This is a genomic window from Cobetia amphilecti, assembly GCF_032923285.1.
In the GTDB taxonomy this organism is placed as follows: Bacteria; Pseudomonadota; Gammaproteobacteria; order Pseudomonadales; family Halomonadaceae; genus Cobetia; species Cobetia amphilecti.
In genome coordinates this window covers 1,205,947-1,223,443 of record NZ_CP136695.1, presented here as the reverse complement: position 1 = coordinate 1,223,443, position 17,497 = coordinate 1,205,947, and the positions used below count along the sequence as shown (strand labels likewise).

The 17,497-nt window shown below is 64.6% G+C and carries 15 protein-coding genes and 1 other RNA gene; 4 read left to right on the top strand and 12 right to left on the bottom strand.

Annotation, left to right across the window (positions count from 1 at the left end; translation table 11 throughout):
- Nucleotides 1-68: 68 nt before the first annotated feature.
- From ftsW to rsmI, 10 genes are all read right to left on the bottom strand, one after another.
- On the bottom strand, nt 69-1,298 hold the full coding sequence (gene ftsW / locus R1T44_RS05245) for a putative lipid II flippase FtsW (protein WP_054555086.1): 1,230 nt from the start codon (nt 1,296-1,298) through the stop codon (nt 69-71).
- Nucleotides 1,291-2,802 carry a UDP-N-acetylmuramoyl-L-alanine--D-glutamate ligase gene (gene murD / locus R1T44_RS05240; RefSeq protein ID WP_317292718.1) on the bottom strand — a complete coding sequence of 504 codons (1,512 nt, stop codon included), beginning with the start codon at nt 2,800-2,802 and terminating at the stop codon, nt 1,291-1,293. The genes ftsW and murD overlap by 8 nt, the downstream gene beginning before the upstream one ends.
- A gap of 13 nt (nt 2,803-2,815) precedes the next feature.
- A complete protein-coding gene (gene mraY / locus R1T44_RS05235) occupies nt 2,816-3,898 on the bottom strand; it encodes a phospho-N-acetylmuramoyl-pentapeptide-transferase (protein ID WP_043332504.1) in 1,083 nt (360 codons plus the stop codon).
- 9 nt (nt 3,899-3,907) lie between these two features.
- Nucleotides 3,908-5,371, bottom strand: coding sequence for a UDP-N-acetylmuramoyl-tripeptide--D-alanyl-D-alanine ligase (locus R1T44_RS05230; RefSeq protein ID WP_317292717.1), 1,464 nt, complete (start codon nt 5,369-5,371; stop codon nt 3,908-3,910).
- Nucleotides 5,368-6,966, bottom strand: a complete 1,599-nt coding sequence (locus R1T44_RS05225; RefSeq protein WP_317292716.1) for a UDP-N-acetylmuramoyl-L-alanyl-D-glutamate--2,6-diaminopimelate ligase — start codon at nt 6,964-6,966, stop codon at nt 5,368-5,370. The genes R1T44_RS05230 and R1T44_RS05225 overlap by 4 nt, the downstream gene beginning before the upstream one ends.
- A gap of 105 nt (nt 6,967-7,071) precedes the next feature.
- The gene (locus tag R1T44_RS05220) at nt 7,072-8,733 is read right to left on the bottom strand and encodes a peptidoglycan D,D-transpeptidase FtsI family protein (RefSeq protein WP_054555193.1); all 1,662 of its coding nucleotides are present in this window, start codon (nt 8,731-8,733) and stop codon (nt 7,072-7,074) included.
- A 116-nt stretch (nt 8,734-8,849) separates the two neighbouring features.
- On the bottom strand, nt 8,850-9,170 hold the full coding sequence (ftsL, locus tag R1T44_RS05215) for a cell division protein FtsL (protein WP_043332508.1): 321 nt from the start codon (nt 9,168-9,170) through the stop codon (nt 8,850-8,852).
- A 250-nt stretch (nt 9,171-9,420) separates the two neighbouring features.
- Nucleotides 9,421-10,407 (bottom strand): 16S rRNA (cytosine(1402)-N(4))-methyltransferase RsmH, encoded by a 987-nt coding sequence (rsmH, locus tag R1T44_RS05210; RefSeq protein ID WP_054555089.1) that lies wholly within the window; start codon nt 10,405-10,407, stop codon nt 9,421-9,423.
- 285 nt (nt 10,408-10,692) lie between these two features.
- An RNA gene (gene rnpB, locus R1T44_RS05205) (RNase P RNA component class A) lies at nt 10,693-11,045 on the bottom strand.
- A 102-nt stretch (nt 11,046-11,147) separates the two neighbouring features.
- Complete coding sequence (gene rsmI, locus R1T44_RS05200; protein ID WP_043332510.1) at nt 11,148-12,011, bottom strand: 16S rRNA (cytidine(1402)-2'-O)-methyltransferase; 864 nt, start codon at nt 12,009-12,011, stop codon at nt 11,148-11,150.
- A 196-nt stretch (nt 12,012-12,207) separates the two neighbouring features.
- Between rsmI and R1T44_RS05195 the strand changes: the two genes are divergently transcribed.
- From R1T44_RS05195 to R1T44_RS05180, 4 genes are read left to right on the top strand one after another with little or no spacing between them, the layout of a single operon-like run.
- Nucleotides 12,208-14,109 carry a penicillin-binding protein activator gene (locus R1T44_RS05195; protein ID WP_317292715.1) on the top strand — a complete coding sequence of 634 codons (1,902 nt, stop codon included), beginning with the start codon at nt 12,208-12,210 and terminating at the stop codon, nt 14,107-14,109.
- Between the two features lies 1 nt (nt 14,110).
- Nucleotides 14,111-14,512: a YraN family protein gene (locus R1T44_RS05190; protein WP_052384397.1), complete on the top strand. Its 402-nt coding sequence runs from the start codon at nt 14,111-14,113 to the stop codon at nt 14,510-14,512.
- Between the two features lie 21 nt (nt 14,513-14,533).
- Entirely contained in the window at nt 14,534-15,127 is a 594-nt protein-coding gene (locus tag R1T44_RS05185; protein WP_043332512.1) for a phosphoheptose isomerase, read from the top strand.
- Nucleotides 15,128-15,164: 37 nt separating this feature from the next.
- Nucleotides 15,165-15,743 (top strand): BON domain-containing protein, encoded by a 579-nt coding sequence (locus R1T44_RS05180; protein WP_317292714.1) that lies wholly within the window; start codon nt 15,165-15,167, stop codon nt 15,741-15,743.
- Nucleotides 15,744-15,950: 207 nt separating this feature from the next.
- On the opposite strand, the gene R1T44_RS05175 is transcribed toward R1T44_RS05180, so the two are convergent.
- Complete coding sequence (locus tag R1T44_RS05175) at nt 15,951-16,547, bottom strand: ClpXP protease specificity-enhancing factor (RefSeq protein WP_317292713.1); 597 nt, start codon at nt 16,545-16,547, stop codon at nt 15,951-15,953.
- Nucleotides 16,548-16,714: 167 nt separating this feature from the next.
- On the bottom strand, nt 16,715-17,341 hold the full coding sequence (sspA, locus tag R1T44_RS05170) for a stringent starvation protein SspA (RefSeq protein WP_043332516.1): 627 nt from the start codon (nt 17,339-17,341) through the stop codon (nt 16,715-16,717).
- Nucleotides 17,342-17,497 lie beyond the last annotated feature (156 nt).

Genomic DNA, 17,497 nt, shown 5'->3' with positions numbered 1-17,497 from the left:
GACGCCTTTGGAGACAGTGTCTACCGAGTCGACCGCCCCCTCAGGAGCGATGGTAGAAGAAGATGACGTCATGCCTGTGCTCCTTGCGGTGTCTCGGTCGGCTTCTTGGCCTTGCGCCGGGGCGCGGCGGCATTTCCTGTCGGTGTGCGGGTCAGCTTGCGGGTCTCGGCATCGATACGCAGCAGTATCGCGATCTGCACGCAACTGACGATCAGGCTGGAGCCGCCATAACTCATCAAGGGCAGGGTCAGCCCCTTGGTGGGCAGCAGTCCGCTGGCCACACCGATGTTGATGAAGGCCTGCGCCCCCAGCACGAGGGCGATACCGTAGCCGAGGTAGGCGCTGAACGGCAAGCCGGCGAGTTCAGCGCGGCGACCGATCTTGAAGGCGCGGTAGATCAGCAGTCCGAACAGCGCCACCACGGCCGTCGCCCCGATCAAGCCAAGCTCCTCGGCCAGCACGGCAAACACGAAATCGGTATGCGCTTCCGGCAGGTAGAACAGCTTCTGCACGCTGTTGCCCAGCCCCATGCCGCTCAGGTGACCACGACCGAAGGCGATCAACGCCTGGGTCAGCTGGTAGCCACTGTCATACATGTTGGCCCACGGGTCGGTATAGGTGGTCAGACGCTCCCAGCGATAGGGTTCGGCGATCGCCAACAGCCAACCACCGCCGCCGGCCAGGCCCAGCAAGACGATGAAGCCCCACCAGGCGACGCCCGCCATCAGCAGCATGCCCATCACGGCACCGCCCATCACCACGATGGAGCCAAAGTCAGGCTCCAGCGCCAGCAGCACGATCATCAGTAACAAGGGAACGCAGGGCAGAATGAGGCCGTTGACGACGCTGGCGCGCACCTTGTCGAGGCGGCGGTCCAGATAGCCGGCCAGCCAGATCATCAGGCACAGCTTGGCGATCTCGGAGGCCTGCACCCCGCCGACCAATGGCAGCGGTATCCAGCGCTTGGCGCCGTTGATCTCGCGCCCGACCACCAACACGACCACCAGCAGCACGAAGCCCAGCATCAGCATCGCGAAGCTGCGCTGCTGCCAGGCGGACATCGGCACGCGCAGCGTACAGATCGCGGCCACCAGGCCGATCACGATGAAGATGCCGTGGCGCATGCTGTAGTAGAAGGCATTGCCATCGAAGCGCTCGCTCGAGATCTCGCTGGAGGCAGACGTCACCATCACCCAGCCGATACACAGGATCGCCAAAGCGCAGAACAGCAGCCAGCCGTCGACGGGCTGACGCTCTGCCGTCAAGGTGTCATGGACTCGCCGAGCCTTGTTACGCATCGCAGGCTTCCTTGTCGCTGCCGCCAGGGCCAGAATTGCAGTCAGCACCGGACATGATGTGCTGCGTGATCCAGTCACGGAACGCGTCGCCGCGCGCCATGTAATTGGGGAACTGATCGAGACTGGCGCAGGCCGGTGACAGCAGTACGCAGTCCCCCGCCTGAGCGATCTGTCGAGCATGACGCATGGCCTCCAACAGCGTCATGACTGGCGTCACGGTAACGTCATCGGCCAGGGCTTGCGTCAATAGCGGCGCATCCTGTCCGAACACCACCGCCTCACGGGCGTAACGGGCCAGTGGCGCCGCCAGCGGCGTGAAATCCGCGCCCTTGCCCTGACCACCGGCCAGCAATATCAGCTTGCCCTCGAGCGTCGGGCCGAGACCGGCAATCGCCGCGAGCGTCGCCCCGACATTGGTGCCCTTGGAATCATTGATCCAGCGCACGCCCGCCACCTCGGCGATCAGCTCGCCGCGATGCGGCAAGCCCGCGAAGCTTGCTAGCTCGGCGACCATCGCCGTCTCGTCGAGACCGATCGCGGTGCCCATCGCGAGTGCCGCCAGCGCATTGGCCTGGTTGTGGCGGCCGGCCAGTCGCACCTCCGCAGCAGGCATCACGCCGCGCAACTGGCCAGACTCGACATGACACAGCGACAGCGTGCCGCCCTGCTCCGCCAGGCGCCATTGCGCCTGCCTGGCAGCCTCATCGGACGACTCATCAGCCGACTCACCGAGCTGCACGCTGAAGCTGACTCGCACCACCGCATCATTCTCGGCCGGCCAGCTCCAGGCGTCGTCGGCATTGATGACCGCAAGGCCTGCGCCGCGGAAGATGCCGCGCTTGGCGGCCTGATAGCCGCGCATGCCATCGTGGCGATCAAGGTGATCTTCGGAGAGATTCAGGAAGCAGGCGACATCGGCCTTGAGCTCAGGTGTGGTCTCGAGCTGGAAGGAAGACAGCTCCAGCACGTAGAGTTCGGCATCAGGCTGCTCACGCAACAATGTCAGCGCGGCAGTGCCCAGATTGCCGCCAACCGCCACGTCACGGCCGGCACGCTCGGCCATCTGCGCGATCAGCGTGGTCACGGTGGACTTGGCGTTCGAGCCGGTGATCGCGACCAGCGTGGGCCGCTTGCCCTGCGCGTCGCGGGCCTGACGCTCATCCAGCGCGCGCACGAAAAGTGCGATCTCGCCGACCAGTCGCTCGCGAACCCCATCGAACACCGCCTGACGCGGGTCGATGCCTGGACTGAGCACCACCTCGCCGAAGCGTGACAGATCCAGCGCTTCCAGTGGGCCGAGATGTACCTCGGCCTGCGGTGCATGCTCGCGCAGGCTCTCGAGGCCCGGCGGTGCGCTACGGGTATCGGCGACGGCAAAGTCGATGCCGCGATCACTCAGATGGCGAGCGATCGCCTGTCCGGAGACACCAAGACCGACCACCAGGGTCGGTCCTTTGGCAGGCACCGGCGAGGCCGGTGCTTGAGAGGTGACAGAGAGGGTCATCGCGAATGCGTCCTCAGCGAACCTTGAGTGTGGCCAGGCCAAGCAGCACCAGCACGACGGTAATGATCCAGAAGCGCACGATGACGCGCGGCTCCGGCCAGCCTTTCAGCTCGAAATGGTGATGCAGCGGCGCCATGCGGAAGATGCGTCGCCCGGTCAGCTTGTAGGAGCCGACCTGCAGGATCACCGAGACGGTTTCCATCACGAAGACGCCGCCCATGATGAACAGCACGATTTCCTGACGCACGATGACCGCCACGACACCCAGCGCCGCGCCGAGTGCCAGCGCGCCCACATCGCCCATGAAGACCTGGGCGGGATAGGTGTTGAACCACAGGAAACCGAGGCCGGCACCCGCGATGGTGGCGCAGAACACGGCCAGCTCGCCGGAACCGGCGATGAACGGAATGTGCAGATACTCGGCGAACTTCAGGTTGCCCGAAGCGTAGGCGAAGATGGCCAGGCCCATGGCGACCAGCACGGTCGGCATGATCGCCAGACCATCGAGGCCATCGGTCAGATTGACCGCATTGGAGCTGCCGACGATCACGAAGTAGGTCAGCACCATGTAGAACACGCCTAGCGGGATGACGACGTCCTTGAAGAACGGCACCAGCAGGCCCGTCTCGGCCGGCGTGCTCGCCGTCAGATACAGCACCACGGCGGCGCCGATGCCCACCACCGACTGCCAGAAGTACTTCCAGCGCGCCGGCAGGCCACGCGGATTCTTCTCCACCACCTTGCGGTAGTCATCGACCCAGCCGACGGCACCGAAGCCCAGCGTGACGGCCAGCACCACCCAGACATACAGGTTGGTCAGGTCGCCCCACAGCAGAGTGGAGACGGCCATCGACAGCAGGATCATCACTCCGCCCATGGTCGGAGTGCCGGCCTTGGAAAGGTGAGACTTGGGGCCATCGTCGCGCACGGCCTGGCCGATCTGGCCATCGACGAGCTTGCGGATGACCCAGGGACCCAGCCACAGACACAGCAACAGTGCCGTCAACGTGGCCAATACCACGCGCAGGGTCAGATAATTGAAAACCGTAAAGGCGCCATTGAATTGGGCCAGAAACTCAGCAAGCAGCAGCAGCATGACTCACATTCACCTTGATGCGTCGACCTTGAGCGCGGCAACGACATTCTCCATGCCAGCGCTGCGAGACCCCTTGACCAGAACACTGGCCCCGGTGGGTAGATGGTTACGGGCGTAAGCTTCCAGCTCTGCCCGCTCGATAAAGTGCTTGCCACCGGCCCCGAAGGCCTCGGCAGTCGCCTGAGCGCCCTCGCCGCAGGTGGCAATGAAATCTATGCCCAGCTTGCGGGCGTGATCGCCCACCTCGGCATGCAGACGTTCGGCGTCTGCTCCGAGTTCGCCCATGGCGCCCATCAGGCACCAGCGCGGCGCAGGCAGTGTCGCCAGCAGATCCAGCGCCGCCAGCATGGCACCGGGGTTGGCGTTGTAGCTGTCATCCAGCAGACGCGAACCGTTGATGCCTGCCACGACGCCCAGCCTGCCGGGCACGCTCTCGGCGCTCTCGAGCCCGGCGATCACCAGATCACTGTCGATGCCCAGTGCCAGGCACGCCGCGGCAGCCGCCAGCGCATTGGCCACGTTGTGACGCCCCAGCAACGCCAGCTGGACACGACCGAGCGAGCGGCCATCAAACGTCAGTTCGAAAGCATAACGCCCGAGTTCATCCGCGCCTAGCTCACGCGCCTGCAGGCGTGCCGGGCGATCAACGCTATCCACGCTGCCATCCACAACGCCATCCGCAACGCTGAAGTCGATGACATCGACCGCCTGGCCGGTTGCGGCCAGCGCCTGCCATAGCGAGAAGTAGGCGTCATCACGGTTGAGCACCGCGACCGGACGTCGCCCTCCCAACGGGCTCAAGCCCGCCAGAATCTCGCCCTTGGCCTGGGCGATCTGCCCCATGCCGCCGAATTCGCCGACATGGGCGCCGGTGACATTGGTGATCACCGCCACTTGCGGGCGCGCCAGGGCCGTCGTCCAGGCGATCTCGCCGAGATGATTGGCGCCCAGTTCGACCACACCGTGCTGGTGGGCGTTGCTCAAGCGCAGCAACGTCATCGGCAGGCCGAAATCGTTGTTGAGGTTGCCGTGATTGGCGAGGCTTTCGGCCTCGAAACGCGCGGCATCCCGCACAAGGATGGCATGCACCAAGCCCTTGACGCTGGTCTTGCCGCTGTTGCCGGTCACCGCGATCAGCGGCCTCCCCCAGGCACGACGACGCGCCGCCGCCAGCAGCCCGAAGGCCAGCCGGGTATCCGCGACGACGATCTGCGGCAGCGGATCATCCACTGCCCGCTCGACCAGCGCCGCGACGGCACCATTGGCGCGAGCCTGGGCGAGGAAGTCATGGGCATCGAAGCGCTCACCCTTCAGGGCCACGAACAGCGGTGCGGCCTGCTCGCCAAGCTTGCGGGTGTCCGTCTCGATGTCGCCCAGTGCCTGACCGCGCAATGCCTGCGGCAACTGCGCCCCGAGCACCGCGGCCACTTCCTCGAAGGTGCCCAGAGCGACGGGCTGTTCAAGCGCACTCATGCGTCACGCTCCTGACCTTCCAGCATCGAGAGCTCACGACGCTCCAGCGCCGCGACCGCATGGGCCACATCCGAAAACGGCAGTCGCTGACCGTCGATTTCCTGATAATCCTCGTGCCCCTTGCCGGCGATCAGGATGACATCATGCTCGCCGGCATCGCGGATGACCTGGGCAATGGCTTCGCCACGCTCGGCGATATCCAGCACGCGCTCGCGGGCATGGATGCCGGTCATCATCTGCTGACGGATGGCAGCGGCATCCTCGGTGCGCGGATTGTCATCGGTGATCACGACACGATCGGCACCCTGTTCGGCGGCCGTGGCCATCAGCGGACGCTTGCCGCTGTCGCGATCGCCGCCACAGCCGAGCACACACCACAGGCGCGCATCATCCCGCGCCGGCAGGTGGGCGCGCAGCGCGGTCAGTGCCGTCTCGACGGCCTCCGGCGTGTGGGCGTAGTCGACCACCACCACCGGCGCGCCATCACGACTCAGGCGCTGCATGCGCCCCGGTACCGGCGTCAGACGCGGCGCGGCGGCAAACAGCCCCTCGAACGAATAGTCGAGGCCATGCAGGATCAGCATTGCCAGCAAGGCGTTGTCGAGATTGAAGCGCCCCATCAGATTGAGGCCCAGCTCGCGCTCGCCATCCGGCGTCGCGATCACGGCAACCTGGCCCAGCGGCTCGGGGAAGACATCCAGCACGCGCAGGGTCGCGACATCATCACGCCCCATCGCCAGCACGCGCACGCCGCGCTGCATGCCGGCCAGCATTAGACGCGCCAGCGCATCGTCGGCATTGAGCACCGCAAGCTTGAGTTCGGGGCGCTTGAACAGCTTCGCCTTGGCCGCCGCATAGGCCGCCATGCTGCCGTGGTAGTCGAGGTGGTCTCGCGAAAGATTGGTATAGCCTGCGACGGTGAAGCGGCAACCATTGACGCGCCCTTGATCCAGCGCATGCGAGGAGACTTCCATCGCGATCAGCTCGGCACCGACCAGGCTCAGGCCCTTGAGCGCCGCCTGCACGGCCAGGGCATCAGGCGTGGTGCGCTCGCCCGCGACCAGCGCGCCGGGACGCCCGATGCCGAGCGTGCCGATCATGCCGGCGGGCGTGCCCATCGCTTCGGCCAGCTCGGCGATGTAATGGGTGACGGAAGACTTGCCATTGGTGCCCGTGACCCCGACCAGCGTCAGCGACTCGGGCACACTGAAGGCCTGGCGGCCCAGCTCACCGAGCTGCTCGCCCAGATTCTCGAGCCAGACGACTCTGGCATCGTCTGAATGCAGTGCGAGACGTGCATCCCCGCCCGCAGGTCTTTCGGCCAGCACCAGCTCGGCACCGCCCTCAAGCGCCGCGGCGATATAGTCGCGGCCATCGCTGGCGATGCCGGGGATGGCAATGAAGAGGGAGCCCTGCGCGGCACTGCGACTGTCGATCGTCAGGTGCCAGTCATCGCGCGCGACAAGCCGTGCACGGCAATCGTCATTGAGGCCGCCTGGCCACAGCGCCAGCAACGCTGCCAGCATGTCTGTCGCCGTGGCCAGCGGGCGCGCCAGAAACTCGCCCAGGCGTCTGGAATCGTGCGGTGAAGTCATGTCGGAAGACCTTCCTTGTTCCCGATGTCCCGGAACGTATTCACTACATGAGAAAAAAGACGCAGTCGCCCACCCGAGGCCGGCGACCGTGCCACATGAAAAGCGTTACTCACCGACCTTGCTGTCCGGCGGCACATCCAGCAGGCGCAATGCCTTGCCCACCACGCGCCCGAACACGGGCGCCGCCACCAGACCGCCGTAATATTCTTCCCCTTTGGGGTTCTCGATCATCACCACGGTCACGATACGCGGATCAGACACCGGTGCCACACCCGCGAACAACGAACGATACGCGGTCTTCTGATAGCCACCGGCCGTCACCTTGCGCACGGTGCCGGTCTTGCCGGCGATGCGATAGCCTTCGACCACCGCCCGCTTGGCAGGCCCGTTGGGCTGCACGATCTTCTCCATCATGCCGAGCAAGGCGTGTGCGTTGTCCGATGAGATCACCTGGTCACCCACCGGCGGCGTCTTGACCTTGAGCAGCGACGGCGGCACACGACGGCCATCGTTGGCGAGCGCGGTGTAGGCGCTGGCCAGCTGCAGCGCCGAGACGCTGATACCGTAACCGTAGGAGATGGAGGCCCGCTTGCTGCGCGACCAGTTGGTCGGCGGCGGCAGCACGCCGGTCGTCTCGCCCGGGAAGCCGGTGCCCGGCGCCTGGCCGAGGCCCAGCTCATAGTAGCGATTCCACACCGCATCATCCTCGAGACTCAGCGCCATGCGGCTCATGCCGATATTCGAGGAATGGTAGAGAATGCCCGCCATGTCGAGCTTGCCGTAGTTGCGGAAGTCACGAATGGTGAACTGATCGACCCGCATGTAACCCGGCGTGGTATCAATCACCGAGTCCGGCTGATACTTGCTGGAGGCAAGGCCGGCGCTCATCGACAGCGGCTTCATGACCGAGCCGGGCTCGAAGGCATCGGTGATCGCGCGGTTGCGCAGCCCGGCGGGATCAAGCCCGGCACGGTTGTTCGGGTTATAGGACTTCTGATTGACCATCGCCAGCACTTCGCCGGTGCGCGCATCCATCATCACCAGGGTGCCGCCATCGGCGCGGTGCTCCGCCACGGCCGCCTTGAGCTCGCGGTAGGCCATGTATTGCAGACGCAGGTCGATGGAGAGTGTCAGGTCGCCACCGGGCTTGGCTTCGCTGATCAGATGCAGGTCACGCACCAGGCGCCCCTTGCGGTCCTTGAGCACACGTCGCTTGCCCGGCGTACCGGAAAGGTAGGAATTGTAGGCAAGCTCGAGCCCCTCCTGGCCCTTGTCATCGACGTTGGTTACGCCGATCAACTGGGCGGAGACTTCTCCGGAGGGGTAATAGCGCTTGTATTCCTGCTTGTGGCTGACGCCCGGAATATCGAGGTCAATGGCAGGCTGGGCCTGCGGCGGGGTCATCTGGCGCTTGATGTACATGAAGCCCTTGCCGGCATCACGATAGCGGCGGACGCGTGCGATCAGATCATCCGGCTTCTGACCCAGCGCGCGCGCCAGCAATGACAGCCGCACGGGGTCGTCGGGCACCTTGCGCGGGTCGGCCCACAGGGTGATGACCGGCGTGGAGATCGCCAGCGGCTCACCGGTGCGGTCGGTGATCATGCCGCGGTGAGCATTGATGCTGTCGACGCGCAGGGTGCGTGCGTCGCCCTGATCCTGCAGGAACTGCTGATCGAAGAGCTGGAGATAACCGATGCGGCCGACCAGAGCGACAAGCCCGGCCAGCACGATGAAGAGCATGATGCGATAGCGGGCTGGCCCCATGGCCGCGCGCGCGCTCTTGCGGGCACCGCTTGCGGCCTTGGGACGAGCGGGCGTCTCAGCTCCGGCGGCTTTGCGCGGGTTGCGCGGGCGAGACGAAGGCGGGCGACGCGTGGCCATCAGCGAATGACCTCGACATCGTGGACATCCGGGACGCGCATCTCGAGTCGCTCGATGCTGATGCTTTCGATACGCGCCGGCGCCGACCAGGCGCTCTCTTCCAGCAACAGGCGGCCCCAGCGTGCACGCGCATCATCGCGCGCCGCTTCCAGCTTCTGCAGCTGGGCATATTGGCCGCGCGAGAGGTGGGAGCTGATCACGACAGCAGCGGCAGAGCCGAGCAGACTGAGCATCAGCACCGCGAAACACAGGTGACGCCAACGCATCTGCACCTTGATCGGCCAGTTACCCGTCCAGCCATCCTGTCTCCGTCCCGCCATGCCGACTCCCTAATCACTCTGAACGTGATGCCCCGCATCACGAATATCCTTGCAGACTGCCAACGTGCAGGCGCGATGTTCGCTCACTTGTTTGAAGCGCCCGGCGCATTATGTCAGCAAGTGGCGTTAGCCGCTAAGAGTTGCAGCACGGCAACACTTGTGTCGTCCTTTCACCACAGCCCACTTGCGCGCGCGCCTGCCGGTAGGCAGGCGCAGAAAGAGGCACGATTCCCCAGAGGGAGCACTGACGCTATTTGAGCTTTTCGGCAATGCGCATCACGGCACTGCGCGAACGGACATTGGCATCGACTTCGCTTTGCGAGGCCTTCTGCGCCTTGCCCACCAGCTTGAGACGCTTGTTGAGCTGGTCTTCACGGATCGGCATGCCACGCGGCGCCTGATCCCCCCGCGCCTTGTCACGCATGAAGCGCTTGACGATGCGGTCTTCCAGCGAGTGGAAGCTGATCACGACCAGACGACCGCCGGGCTTGAGCGCCTCGAGACCGGCATCCAGCGCGCGGGTCAGCTCATCCAGCTCACCATTGATATGAATGCGGATCGCCTGGAAGACACGCGTCGCCGGGTGCTTGTGCTTCTCCCAGTTGGGGTGGGCATCCTTGATCAGGCTGGCGAAATCGCCGGTGCGCGTGATGGGTCGCTCGGCGCGACGCTCCACCACGGCGCGCGCCAGACGCTTGGCATAACGCTCCTCACCATAGGTCTTGAAGACCCAGGCCATGTCCTCGGCACTGGCACGCGACAGCCACTCGGCGGCGCTCTCGCCACTGGTGGGGTCCATGCGCATGTCCAGCGGGCCATCATTCATGAAGCTGAATCCACGCTCGGCATCATCCAGCTGCGGGGATGACACGCCGATGTCGAGCAGGATGCCATCCAGCTGGCCATGCACGCCCTCACGCTCGGCATACTCGCCAAGACGCGCGAACTCACCGGCATGGATACTGAAACGTTCGTCATCGATGGTCGCGGCTTCCGCCAGCGCCTGGGGGTCACGATCACAGGCGATCAGACGCCCCTCGGGCGCCAGGCGCGACAGGATCAGACGCGAATGGCCACCGCGACCGAAGGTGCCGTCGAAGTAGACGCCGGCCGTGTCCTGAATCAGGCCATCGACCGCGCCATCGAGCATGACACTGACATGCGCGAAGCGATCAGCCACTTCGACGGACTCGGTATCGGCAGACTCGGTAACGGAAGGAGCGCTGGGCTTGGACATGACGAAACTCTGGACCTTGGCACGCGATGCGAGCAGTGAAAGCCGGTGGCAAAGGACACCGACAGCATAAGAGCGGAAACAGCGCCTGCGTGCAGCAGGCAAGCGGCTGAAACACGAATTCAAGTGCCATAACCGACAACCGGCGCCTGTCACGGCAGCGTGTTCGTTGCCATCCAACTGCAATGGTCATTCACGAAACACGCAGCGGACGGCGCCGGTCATGCGAATTCAAGGTGTGCTGCCATCGCTCGCATCGCGAAGGCTGGCAGCACACTGACGTTATAAGGCGGGAGATGGCCGATAAGCCGGGTCTTGTCGTGGACAGTCATTCATCTAGGCCCTGAATCACTTCAGGGCTCAAGCAACCAACCCGCCCCCACTGCGGGCAGCAGCATAGGGGGCCTATTTGGTCTTGCTCCAGGTGGGGTTTACCTCGCCGCGAACTGTTACCAGCCGCGCGGTGCGCTCTTACCGCACCCTTTCACCCTTACCGGTCAGCCGAAGCTGACGTAGGCGGTCTTCTCTCTGCTGCACTTGCCGTCGGCTCGCGCCGCCCAGACGTTATCTGGCACCTTGCCCTATGGAGCCCGGACTTTCCTCCCCCAGCTTGCGCTGGCGGCGACTGTCTGGCCGTCTCCCAAGCGCGCAAGACTACCAGTGTCATGGGCCTTTCACAAGACGAAGCCCGCGCAGGCCGAACAATGGCAGCGGCAAAAAAGTCTGGCGTGACAGAGGTTTGCTTATTCCTCTGCCGCGTCCTTCATGGCTTGCGCCTTGGCATACCAGGCTTTCTTGCGCCCGCCCACCAGACGTGTGGCGATGGCGGCCATCTGCTTGACGCCGACGCCCTCCTCGAACAGCACCTGCAACAGGGCGTCGCCTTCGACACTGGCCGCCTCATCGCCGTCACGTGCCGGCGCTCCTTCGATCATGACCACGAACTCGCCGCGGGTCTGATCACTGTCAGCGTCCATCTGCGCCAGCAGCTCGGCCGCCGTGCCATCGAGGAAGGTCTCGAAGGTCTTGGTCAGCTCACGGGCCAGCACGACCCGGCGCTCGCCCAGCACCTCGCGGATATCGCCGAGCAGCGCCTGGATACGGTGCGGAGATTCATACAGCACGTGGGTGGCGCTATCGTCGCGCAGCGCGGCAAGGCGCGCCTGACGCGGGCCGCCCTTGTGGGCCAGAAAGCCTTCGAAGGTGAAGCGATCCGTCGGGAGGCCCGCCGCGCTGAGGGCGGTGATCAACGCGCACGGCCCCGGCAGCGGCACTACCTTGAAGCCACGCTCGCGCAGGGCGCGCACGACGATGAAGCCGGGGTCGGAGATCAGCGGCGTGCCGGCATCGGAGACCAGCGCGACGCGTCGGCCTGCCTCCAGCGCCTGACACAGCTGGTCGACACGACCACGTTCATTGTGATCGTGCAGGGACATCATGGGCACTTCCAGGCCCAGGTGACGCAGCAACCGCGCGCTGTGGCGGGTATCCTCGGCTGCGATCAGGTCCACTTCTCCCAGCACCCGCGCGGCGCGGGGACTGAGATCATCGAGGTTACCAATCGGCGTGGCGACCACGTACAATACGCCTTCAGAAGACTCGGACATTCAATGCTTCGACTCGTTGAACTCAATGGTAGAAATGGTCGTCAGACACAGGCAGATTGCCTTGGGACATTTCATCCGAAGGACGCTGCATGCGTGGCCCTGATCGACCGAGTGCCATGATGCCTTTCACCCTTCATCACAGTAGGCGGCGATGCAGTCCTGACCACATCGCCCATCAGCCAAGGGACCGTCGTACATGCGCCAGACATGGAATCGTGCATCAGCCAATACGCTGGGCACTTCGTCAGCCATCCGGCAGGAGGCCGCGCGCCGTTCACGTTCCGGCCTGCGCACGCTGGCGGGCCTCGCCGCCTCCGCCCTGCTGCTGGCAGGGTGTGCCGGACAGTCACCGCTCTCCAGCGGCCCCGGGGCCGATGCCCTGCTTGCTCAGGCCGAGCAGCAACAGGGTCAGCAAGCGGCCAGTACGCGCCTGCAAGCTGCGGACATCCTAGCACGCAGCGGCGACAACGCGCAGGCGATCACCATCGCATCCGACATCGATCCGGCAAGCCTCGAGCCGCAGGAACGCGTGCAATGGGCCCTGCTGCTGTCGCGCATCGCGCTTGAGCAGCAGGACGGCTGGAACACGATCCTGGCCACCTCGGTGCTCGAGGACGGCATCCAGATGTCCGGCGATGACCAGCGCACACTGCGCAAGCGTCGCGGCCTGGCACTCGGCATGGTCGGCGAGCCCCTGGCCAGCGCCCAGACCCTGATCGCCCTGCAGGCCGACAGCGATGACCTGAGCATCAACGACACCCTGTGGGAGCAGCTCACGCGCCTCTCACCCAGTCAGCTCAACGAGCTGGCCAGTGCCAGCCCCACCGCCAGTGGCTGGACGGACCTGCTACGCCTGCAGCGTCGCTTCGGTGGCAACATCGACCAGATGTTCTCCGCCATCAACGACTGGTCGGACGCCAACCCGCAGCATCCCGCCGCACGCCAGATGCCGCAGGGCATTCTCGACCTGCGCGAGCTCTCCGGCCAGGAAGTGCGCAAGATTGCCGTCTTCCTGCCCGAGTCCGGCTCGCTCAAGCGGATCGCCCAGGCCATCCGTGAAGGCATCGAGGCACGCCATCGCAGCGCCATCGACAATGCCGAGGCCACCCCGCAGCTGAGCTTCTATGACACCTCGAGCGCGGACCTCAAGACCCTGTATGCCCGTGCCACCATGGATGGTGCCCAGGTCGTGCTCGGCCCGCTGGACAAGAAGCTGGTCAGTCAACTCGAGACCCAGAACAGCCTGCCGCTGCCGACACTGGCCCTCAACTACGGCACCCATGACAGCAACCGTGCCGACAACCTGTTCCAGTACGGCCTGTCCGCCGAGGACGAAGCCCGCCAGGTCGCCATGCGCGCCGCACTCGACGGCCATCGTGGCGCCGCCGCGCTGGTGCCCAACAATGCCTGGGGCCAGCGCGTCTACAGCGCCTTCCGCGACCGCTTCGAGCAGGAAGGTGGCGACATCGTCTCCGTCGAGCGCTACAACCCCAAGGGCGCCGTCAGCTCAGCCGTCAAGGACCTGCTGTCGGTCTCGAGCCAGGATCAGGCGCGCATGAAGTCCGCCAAGAAATCCGGCAGCAAATACGGCCGCGCGCACTCCGGCAACATCGACATGATCTTCCTGCTGGCGCTGCCGAGCTATGCGCGTCAGGTGCCGCCGATGCTGGACTTCTACTACGCGGGCGACCTGCCGATCTACGGCACCTCCCATCTCTATGACGGCGCACCGCAGCCCGATCAGGATGGCGACCTCAATGGCGTCGACTTCGTGGACATCCCCTGGGAAGTGCCGGAGGCCTCCTCCGGCGGCAAGGCGTCCCTGCCGGAAGTCGACACCTACCGCGCTCTGTCCGATGCTTCACCGCGCATGCTCAAGCTCAACGCCATGGGGGTCGATGCCTATCGTCTGGCCCAGCGCGTACCGCTGATGCTGGCCGGTGCGGGCGGCGAACTCTTCGGCGCCACCGGCAGCCTCTTCCCGCGCCACGATGGCCGCATCGAGCGCACGCTGCCCTGGGCTGAATTCAGAGGTGGCGTACCGCGTCCGCCACTGAAAGGCGCCAACAGCCGCACCGTCGAAGCCTACACACCCTGACATGACACGCGCCGACTCGCCCTCTGGCAAGGCGCACCCGCCTCCCCAGCGTCGCGCCCGAGCGCGCGGCGCCGTCATCGAGGCGGAGGTAGAACAATGGCTGGCAGCGCGTGGCCTGACACCCGTCACGCGCAACCAGCATGCCAAGGGCGGCGAGATCGACCTGATCATGCGTGACGCCGAGACCCTGGTCTTCATCGAGGTGCGCTACCGGGCCAACTCCCGCTTCGGCAGCGCGCTGGAAAGCGTGACCCATACCAAGCAACGCCGGCTGATCACTGCCGCGCGTTTTTATCTGGCCCAGCACGGGCTATCATGTTCCTGCCGCTTCGACGTGGTAGGCGTGGAGGGGACCTCCCCTCGTTCCATTCACTGGATTCGCCACGCCTTCGAAGCGTTCTGAAGCCAACGACCAAGAGCCATCATGGATTTCCAATCGCGTATTCTCGGCCACTTCAACGCCAGCATTGACACCAAGACCTACGCCAGCGAAGTGCTGCCGCCCTTCATCGAAGCGGCCAGCCAGATGATGGTCCAGAGCCTGGTCAATGACGGCAAGATCCTGGCCTGCGGCAACGGCGGCAGCGCCGGCGACAGCCAGCATTTCTCCTCCGAGCTGCTCAACCGCTTCGAGCGTGAGCGCCCGAGCCTGCCGGCCATCGCACTGACCACCGACACCTCCACGCTGACGTCCATCGCCAACGACTACAGCTACAACGAGGTGTTCTCCAAGCAGATCCGCGCCCTGGGTCAGCCCGGCGACATCCTGCTGGCCATCTCCACCAGCGGCAACTCCGCCAATGTGGTGCAGGCCATCCAGGCGGCTCACGACCGTGATATGCGCGTCGTCGCCTTGACCGGCCGCGACGGTGGCGACATGGCGTCACTGCTGGGCAGCGAAGACTGCGAGATTCGTGTTCCCGCCACCTCTACGGCACGCATCCAGGAAGTCCATCTGCTGGCCATCCACTGCCTGTGCGACCTGATTGATCATCAGCTGTTCGGCAGCAACGAGTAATCCGCGCGCCCCACGGCATTCACCAGGAGAAAACGGCATGACGCACAAGAACCTGCTTTCCCTCATGGCCACCGCCGGCTTCCTGACGCTAGCCGGCTGCACCACCGTCGCCGACCTGACCAACAGCGGCCCGATCGACGAAGACTATGGCGATCGCACCCTGGGCGCCCAGGTGGAAGACGAGAGCATCGAGACCAAGATCGAGGTCAATCTCGGCAAGACCGATGCCCGCTTCAATGATGCCCACGTCAACGTGAACTCCTACAACGGCATGGTGCTGCTGACCGGCCAGGTCGCCAGCGACGAGCTGAAGCAGAAGGCCACGGACATCGCCAAGGACGTGCGTCGCGTGCGTCAGGTGCACAATGCGCTGGAAATCAGCGCCAATGCCCCGGCCAGCCAGCGCGTGCAGGACACTTGGCTGACCACGCGCGTCAAGGCCACGCTGGCGGCGGATGCCAACATCGACTCCGGTCGCATCCTGGTACTCACCGAGAATGCCAGCGTCTACCTGATGGGTATCGTGACCCGCGCCGAAGCCGACCAGATCGTCAGCAAGGTCTCTGAAGTCGGCGGCATCCAGCGTATCGCCAAGGTCTTCGAGTACCTCGACTGATCGAGGTGGTGCGCCTTGCATGCCTGACATGCAAAGTGCCCTGAACGAAAAGTGCCCTGAACGAAACGTACCCTGAATAAATAGCACCAAGAATCAAGAATGAAAAATGCCCCGCAGGCCGAAGCCTGCGGGGCATTTTTCATGACAGGAGCGACATCAGGCGGACAATGGCCAACCCTCATCCATCGCTCCCACCTGCCGACGTGATTACTTGATCACGCGCAGCGAAGGACGCCCCTTGCGCGGCGGCTTGGGCTGATCATTGTCATCAGCACCCTGCTCGTCGCTGGCCGAGTCCGACGCCTGCTCTTCATCGGCGGCTTCGGCATCAGCGCCTGAGCTTGTCTCGACGGACGCATCCGCTGATCCCGAGGCAGGCACCTCTTCCTCGACGGGCGCACTGCCGACACTGGCCAGCGTCGGGCGCGCTGCGGCGGCCGGCTCGGCATCTGGCGCGGCTTCACCGAATGTCATCTCATCGGCACCCGGCATCACCGGCTCGTGACCGAAGACCATACCGACACCGTTTTCACGCGAATACAGCGCGACCAGGGCCGCCGTCGGCACGCTGACGTGCATCGGCTGACCACCGAAGCGGGCATTGAAGCTGACCCCTTCATTGGCGATCAACAGATCACGCACCGCGCCGGGTGCGATATTGAGCACGATCTGGCCGTTCTGGACGTGTTGACGCGGAACCTGGACACCTTCCTGCTCGGCGTCCACCACGATGTACGGCGTATTGTCGTTATCCAGCAGCCACTCGTAGAGTGCGCGTGCCAGATAAGGGCGACTGGAAAGCATGGGAGAACCTCTTGAACTGCAATGAGTGTCAGCGACGACCGAAGTCCATTCCGCCAACGGGCCAACGCCCCGCGCATCGCTCACATCCATCATCCACAGACTGATGAGCGAGGGCGAAAGCCCGAATGCGTGACCGATCGATCAGTGACCGAAGGATCACGCACGGATCAGATGCGCATCTCGCGCTCGGCCTCGGACAGCGACGCCTTGAAGGCATCACGCCCGAACAACCGCTCCATGTAGGTCAGCAGCGGCTTGACCTGCTTCTCCGGCAGCTCGATTCCCAGTGTCGGCAAGCGCCACAGGATCGGGGCAATGCAGGTGTCCACCAGCGAGAACTCGTCGCTCATGAAGAACGGCATGTCGTCGAAGATCGGGGAAATGCCGATCAGGCTTTCACGCAATTCCTTGCGCGCCTTGTCGGCTTCCTTCTTGGTGCCTGTCTGGATGGTTTCCATCATCGGCACCCATTCGCGCTCGATGCGATGCATCCACAGACGGCTCTGGGCGCGCGCCACCGGATACACCGGCAACAGCGGCGGATGCGGGAAACGCTCGTCCAGATATTCCATCATGACCTTGGACTCGTAGAGCACCAGGTCGCGATCCAGCAGCGTCGGCACACTGTTGTACGGGTTCAGGTCGGCCAGTTCGGCCGGACGGCTGTCATCATCCACATCAATGATATCGACTGCCACACCCTTCTCGGCCAGCACGATCCGTACACGGTGGCTGAAGTGGTCGTCACCACCGGAGTAGAAGGTCATCGATGAACGCTTGGCCACAACACCCATGAAACTGTCCTCGCATCTGTTCGAGACATGCCCGTGTCAGCTTTTGGCCTGACAAACGGGGATAAGTTTCCTCTGGCCTGCCCTTGTCACAACGGGCCCTGCCAGAGGGTCAGCCTGCGCCACCTCAAGGCGACGCAAGCGGGCGCGCGACTGATC

Bases quoted from the DNA above. Each gene is read 5' to 3' on its own strand.
- ftsW (WP_054555086.1), bottom strand. From the start codon at position 1,298: ATGCGTAACAAGGCTCGGCGAGTCCATGACACCTTGACGGCAGAGCGT.
- murD (WP_317292718.1), bottom strand. From the start codon at position 2,802: ATGACCCTCTCTGTCACCTCTCAAGCACCGGCCTCGCCGGTGCCTGCC.
- mraY (WP_043332504.1), bottom strand. From the start codon at position 3,898: ATGCTGCTGCTGCTTGCTGAGTTTCTGGCCCAATTCAATGGCGCCTTT.
- R1T44_RS05230 (WP_317292717.1), bottom strand. From the start codon at position 5,371: ATGAGTGCGCTTGAACAGCCCGTCGCTCTGGGCACCTTCGAGGAAGTG.
- R1T44_RS05225 (WP_317292716.1), bottom strand. From the start codon at position 6,966: ATGACTTCACCGCACGATTCCAGACGCCTGGGCGAGTTTCTGGCGCGC.
- R1T44_RS05220 (WP_054555193.1), bottom strand. From the start codon at position 8,733: ATGGGGCCAGCCCGCTATCGCATCATGCTCTTCATCGTGCTGGCCGGG.
- ftsL (WP_043332508.1), bottom strand. From the start codon at position 9,170: ATGGCGGGACGGAGACAGGATGGCTGGACGGGTAACTGGCCGATCAAG.
- rsmH (WP_054555089.1), bottom strand. From the start codon at position 10,407: ATGTCCAAGCCCAGCGCTCCTTCCGTTACCGAGTCTGCCGATACCGAG.
- rsmI (WP_043332510.1), bottom strand. From the start codon at position 12,011: ATGTCCGAGTCTTCTGAAGGCGTATTGTACGTGGTCGCCACGCCGATT.
- R1T44_RS05195 (WP_317292715.1), top strand. From the start codon at position 12,208: ATGCGCCAGACATGGAATCGTGCATCAGCCAATACGCTGGGCACTTCG.
- R1T44_RS05190 (WP_052384397.1), top strand. From the start codon at position 14,111: ATGACACGCGCCGACTCGCCCTCTGGCAAGGCGCACCCGCCTCCCCAG.
- R1T44_RS05185 (WP_043332512.1), top strand. From the start codon at position 14,534: ATGGATTTCCAATCGCGTATTCTCGGCCACTTCAACGCCAGCATTGAC.
- R1T44_RS05180 (WP_317292714.1), top strand. From the start codon at position 15,165: ATGACGCACAAGAACCTGCTTTCCCTCATGGCCACCGCCGGCTTCCTG.
- R1T44_RS05175 (WP_317292713.1), bottom strand. From the start codon at position 16,547: ATGCTTTCCAGTCGCCCTTATCTGGCACGCGCACTCTACGAGTGGCTG.
- sspA (WP_043332516.1), bottom strand. From the start codon at position 17,341: ATGGGTGTTGTGGCCAAGCGTTCATCGATGACCTTCTACTCCGGTGGT.